Here is a 499-nt window from a genome sequence, read left to right as displayed (position 1 = left end):
AGCAGTCCGCAGAGCAGGAAGAAGGCGAACACCTTCACGCCGCTGGGGTTGCCGCGAGGCACCGGCACCTTCAGGAAGAACCTGAACACGACGCTGAAGATCACCATGGTCGCCAGCGGGTTCAGCAGCGACCACGCCCACCCGAGCACCGAGCGCTTGTACTTCCCGCGGAGCTCGCGCAGGGTGAGGTTCACCATGAGGTCGCGGGTCGTGGACAGCTCGGAGAGAGTCGTCATGCTCAGCGGACCACGCCGATGGCGTCGTGACCCTGCCCGGTCCAGTCGCCGACGAGGGGAGCATCACCACGCGTCCCGTAGGGCATGGTGATTGTGCCCGATTGCGGGGTGTGCGACGTGCGGAGGTAGAACGTGGCGCTGGGAGGGCGGAACACGCCAACCGTGTCGACGCCGTCACCGTTCCAGTCCCCCGCCAGCGGCTGGTCACCGAGGTTGCCGAACGGCTCGATCTCGTCGGGGACTCCGACCGTGTTGTGGTTGCG

Source organism: Actinomycetota bacterium (genome assembly GCA_005888325.1).
Lineage (GTDB): Bacteria > Actinomycetota > Acidimicrobiia > Acidimicrobiales > AC-14 > AC-14.
Note: the sequence above shows the minus strand (reverse complement) of the source record.